6 protein-coding genes are annotated in these 4,641 nt (G+C 61.5%); all 6 read right to left on the bottom strand.

The features are described 5' to 3' along the window. On the bottom strand, positions 1-354 hold a 354-nt coding region (locus tag J7J55_00630; protein MCD6141221.1), incomplete at its 3' end, for a hypothetical protein. Between the two features lie 62 nt (positions 355-416). Next, positions 417-1,025, bottom strand: coding sequence for a dTMP kinase (tmk, locus tag J7J55_00625; protein ID MCD6141220.1), 609 nt, complete (start codon positions 1,023-1,025; stop codon positions 417-419). Further along, on the bottom strand, positions 1,015-1,467 hold the full coding sequence (lspA, locus tag J7J55_00620; protein ID MCD6141219.1) for a signal peptidase II: 453 nt from the start codon (positions 1,465-1,467) through the stop codon (positions 1,015-1,017). Before lspA ends, tmk begins: the two co-directional genes overlap by 11 nt. A gap of 31 nt (positions 1,468-1,498) precedes the next feature. Next, a complete protein-coding gene (locus J7J55_00615) occupies positions 1,499-2,905 on the bottom strand; it encodes a hypothetical protein (GenBank protein MCD6141218.1) in 1,407 nt (468 codons plus the stop codon). 42 nt (positions 2,906-2,947) lie between these two features. After that, positions 2,948-3,883 carry a glycerophosphodiester phosphodiesterase gene (locus tag J7J55_00610; protein MCD6141217.1) on the bottom strand — a complete coding sequence of 312 codons (936 nt, stop codon included), beginning with the start codon at positions 3,881-3,883 and terminating at the stop codon, positions 2,948-2,950. A gap of 92 nt (positions 3,884-3,975) precedes the next feature. Further along, positions 3,976-4,641 (bottom strand): hypothetical protein (locus J7J55_00605; GenBank protein ID MCD6141216.1); only part of this gene is annotated, 666 nt, incomplete at its 5' end.

Here is a 4,641-nt window from a genome sequence, read left to right as displayed (position 1 = left end):
GTCCTCCACCGGGAGGGTGGGCAGGTCGAACAGGGCCTCGCCACAGCGAAGCTTGACCACGTTCCCGTCCTCGCTCTCCCGTTTCAGGCTCACCCTGTCGTCGGCCGGGAGGCGGGAAGCGATCTGGGAAAGGATGGCCCCGTTCAACACCACGGTCTCCTCTTCCCCGTGGTTTTCCACCGGGATCTCGCACTGCACCGCCCGTTCCAGGTCGGTGGCGCTCAACCGGAGTCCGCTTCCGGTGGGTTCCATCTTCAACCCGGACAAGATCGGCATGCTGCTTCGCGTCCCGAGCGCGTAGCTCGCCAGCTTCACCCCGAAGACAAGGTCTTCCTTCATCAGAACAAGATCCATTTTTCTCCCCCTTGCGCCAGGTTTCCCCTCATGATACCCCTCCTCCCCGTCGGTGACAAAATTCACACCCCGAGGTGAGCGAAAACGATGGATGCAATCTCCTCAATCGATCTTTTCCCGTCGATGCGGATCACCGTAGGGTCGTCTTGGGTGAGCTCGAGGTACCCTCGCCGCACCCGGCGATAGAACTCGAGGTCCTCCCCCTCGATCCGGTCTCCCTTCCCCTTCCTGCGGGCAAGGGCGAGCTCGGCGGGAAGATCGATGAGGAAGGTGACGTCCGGTCGCCGCCCCGCCGTCGCCGCGTCGTTCAACCTCCGGATCAGCTCCAGATCGAGTCCGCGTCCATAGCCCTGGTAGGCGAGGCTGGAGAGGCGGTAACGACTGGAGACGACGACGGCTCCCCGGGCGAGGCCAGGGGCGATCACCTGGGAGTAGACCTGGGCGCGGCAGGTGATGAGGAGAAGGAGCTCGGATAGGGGAAGGAGGTCGGAGCTCTTCCGGGAGAGGAGGATCCGGCGCACCTCCTCTCCGATCGGGGTCCCTCCCGGCTCACGTGTCGTCACCACCGGCAACCCGCGGGCCCGCAGTCGCTCGGCAAGGAGGCGCACCTGGGTCGATTTGCCGGTGAAATCCAGCCCCTCGAACACGATCAGCTTCCCCCTAAGCTCCATCCCTACCTCCAGCGAAGAACAGCGTGTGGATGATGATCAACACCACCCCGACCGTGATGCACGCGTCCGCCAGGTTGAACACCGAGAACCAGCGCACCTCGAAGAAGTCGAGCACATACCCGAACCGTATCCGATCGATCAGGTTCCCCACCGCGCCGCCGAGTACGAGCCCGAGCCCGAATTTGAGGAGCCTGCCGTGGAGCGGCGCGAACAGAAGCGCCGCCGCGATCCCGACCGAGACGAGGGAAGAGATGACGATGAACAGGGGGCCGCTCCGCGGGAAGATCCCGAACGCTCCACCCATGTTGTGCACCAGGTTCAAGCGGATGAATCCCGGAATGAGGGTTCGCGGCAGGAAGACGTGTCCCTGCACCCACCATTTGACGAGGCGGTCGGCGCCGACCACGAGTGCGGCGAGGATGAGGTAGGGATAGCGTGTCATACGAAAAGCCTATCGCCATTCTCCGATCCGATCAAGGCCGAGGCGCGGATGGAGCCGGCGGCGGGTTGGGGTGCAACAGTGCCGCAAGAGTGGCCAGGGAGAGCTCAATGGACGGCGAGCGATGTCGCTCTTCCCGCAGCCGCTTCATCCCCGCGACGAACCGGAACGGGGCCAGGGGGTCGGCGGGAAAGGTGTGCGGATCGACGTCGATGATGGTCAGGTCTCCGTGAGGGGAGAGGAGCTTCTCCCACTCCCCGATCGATGCTGTATCCGGGCTGCCGGCGAATGATGGAAGGAGCGCCAGGTAGATCCGTTCGAACCTCTTCCCGCTGAGGAAGCTCCTGGCAAAGGCAAGGCTGTCTTCGGTATTGAACGGGAGCCACAGGGCGGGGATGCCGGTCTGGATATTCGTGAGCGGGTTTTGGTAGTTGAAGCAATCGAACATGATCTCCTGTTTGCGTGCACCGGCGGCGAGATACGCCCGGTAGGAAAGGAGGCTGTATCCTTGCGGATGGTCGTAGCTTACCTCGATGACATCGATCCCGTGGCGTTTTGCAAAATCCTTGACCGCGCAGGCGAACTCCGGCGGGCAGCCCCATTCGGACTCCCGGCGCTCTTCTACCGGAAGATCGAGCACGAAGCGGTTCAGATACTCCCCTGCGGGTATCGCACCGAGCCCGCCCACCTGGAGGTAGGACCGCTCTCCCACGATGTACTGGGGCCATTGATAGGAACAGTCGATGAGGACGATCTTCCCATCGGGAGCGAGGTTCTGCAGGATGAAGTCTTGATAAGCCTGCGGAAGCTCCAGGAGTTTAATGCGGAGGAAATTCACGTACTTGATCAACGCGCGGTCATGAAGCGGATCGTAGTGGTTGATGACCTCAAAACCGGTGCGTTTCGATCCCGCCAGTATCTCTGCGGCGAGCCTCTCGCCAGCGGCATAGTAGGCATCGATATCCTCCGGATCGATCGTCGGGTGTCGGACGGCAAGGAGGAAGGAAGCGGTGAGGAACGGAGCGTGGAGCAAGGCGGCAAGGTGGGCGACCCCGCCGTTGGGGGAGCCGATGACGATCGCCTTGTATTCACGGCCATCGGGGTATTGGGATCGGCACCATTGCGGCAGACTCATGGCGTCGAACTCCGCGAGCCTGCCGGGCGGGACCCCAACGGAGACCGAGCTTCCCCACTCGATTCCTGCGATCCGCAGGTTTTCCGGGAGGAGGTGGAGGAGCCACAGGAAGGGCTTGCTTACAGGTGGGTAACACTCGAGGATGCTTTCCCCCCTTCCGGTAAGTGCCGCGGCCACCTCGCGCACGACCCGCGTCCCTGAATCAAAGCAGACAGGAGTGATCCCGGCTCCGGCGGCCGAAACAAATGGGATGAAGAAGGCAAGCGGGAGAAAGATGGTCACGAGAAGTCCTGTTTTCCTCTTCAAAGTTCCTTTTTTCCTCCAAATTTCGCTGGCGATCGAGTGGCGTTATTCTCTGTCAGCCCCGTACAGCTCCTGCAAGATCGGGGTCAGACGCTGGGGAAAGTCGGTGTAGATCCCGCTTATTCCCGGCATGGCTGCGAAGTGGCGTAGCTTCGCGTCGTCGTTGTACGTCCACACGTAGACCCCGAACCCCTGCTTTTCCAGCTCTGCCGCGATATCCCTGTTGATCGCGATCAAGCTCGGCTCGTACCCATCAGCCTCGATCTTCTTCAAGTATCCAACCGGATCAACCGGGGGAAAGACAACCAACGCGGCAGTGGGGATGTGGGGATCGAGCTTTTTCACCTGCACGAGGATGCGGTGATCGAACGATGATACCATCACCCAGTCCACCATGTCGGTCGCGTGGATCAGCGCCACCAGCTTGGCCGCGATCTGCGCCGGGGTGAGATAGTCCATCGGCTTGACCTCGATGTCCATCCGCCAGTGATGCGCCTTGGTGAATTCGAGCGCCTCCTTGAGAGTGGGAACCTTCACTCCGGCGTACGCACGTTGGTCGGCCGGGGAGACGTTCCCCGCCTTGATCTGCCCGAACGGATCACTTTTTAAAAACCACGATCCGGCATCAAGCCGCTCGATCTCGGCGAGGGTGAAGTCCTCGACTCTCCATGGAGCACGATCCGGGAAGACCTCCTCGACGTTCGTCGTCCTCTCGAGGGTCTTGTCGTGCATCAGGACGAAGACCCCGTCCTTGGTGAGCCGGACGTCGATCCCCCACAGGTCTGCCCCGGCCTGAAGTGCCTTCTCCCCGGCGATGATCGTGTTCTGCGGCGCGATCGACGCGGGGCCGGCGTGGGCGATGTTGAGCACCGGCCGCGGGCGCGTCGCCCAGCGTGAGAAGATGTTCTCGGGCGCAGCCGCATAGACCGTCAGGACAAAGAAGAACAAGCTCAACAGCAAAAGAGCAAATCTCCGAGGCATATTACCTCCTTTTCGCCGGGAGCGATTCGTCGGTGAAGTGTGAGAGAGGTGCATGGGACTCCTTTGCACGCATTGTGACGAGGGCGCATGTCTCACCCTCCCTTGCTCGACAGTACGACCCGTTCCGGGGTGAGGAAACGAGCAAAGAAAGCAGAAAGCATGGTTAAGACAGCAGCAATCCCCAATAGCACCCCAACGAAGCCCCAAGAACTGGGGGGGAGTCTGAGTGACTTGGGGAGCACGGGGACGAGTCCGAATATCAGTCCAAAGAGGATAGTGTTCACCCACTGGGAATGACGCTCCTTGAGGACAAGCTGTGACTCGATGAAAAGGAGGGTGAACGGAAACGCTACCGCGGGCACCCCCACCAGGACGGCTAAAAGCGGCGCCCCCGTGGGCATAACGTAGATCCCGAGCTTCGGCTCGATCACGGCCGCGTTCATGCCGAAAAGCCCCAAAAAGGTGATCGCAACCCCGAGGGCCGCGCTGGGGGCAAACACCGCCAGCGTCTTCCCCAGCCAGATCCCTTGCAGTCCCACCGGAGTACAGAGGAGCGACTCCAGCGAGCGCTTCATCTTCTCCATGACGATAGCATAGCCGTTGATGTACATGCCGAGGTAGATTGTCAGCATGAAGGAGAACATGACGGCGATGGAGTTGATCACCGGCTTGAGAGCAGCGGCCGCCTGGGAAGACGGAACGCCCTTTTCCGCAAGGCCCCCGGCCATATCCCGCAGGTCCCCCGACCACATCACGAG

The sequence above is a fragment of the Candidatus Bipolaricaulota bacterium genome (assembly GCA_021159055.1).
Taxonomy (GTDB): domain Bacteria; phylum Bipolaricaulota; class Bipolaricaulia; order UBA7950; family UBA9294; genus S016-54.
Note: the sequence above shows the minus strand (reverse complement) of the source record. Positions and strands in the feature narration are given on the sequence as shown.

Coding starts and splice junctions, on each gene's coding strand:
- tmk (MCD6141220.1), bottom strand. CDS start 1,025: ATGGAGCTTAGGGGGAAGCTGATCGTGTTCGAGGGGCTGGATTTCACC.
- lspA (MCD6141219.1), bottom strand. CDS start 1,467: ATGACACGCTATCCCTACCTCATCCTCGCCGCACTCGTGGTCGGCGCC.
- J7J55_00610 (MCD6141217.1), bottom strand. CDS start 3,883: ATGCCTCGGAGATTTGCTCTTTTGCTGTTGAGCTTGTTCTTCTTTGTC.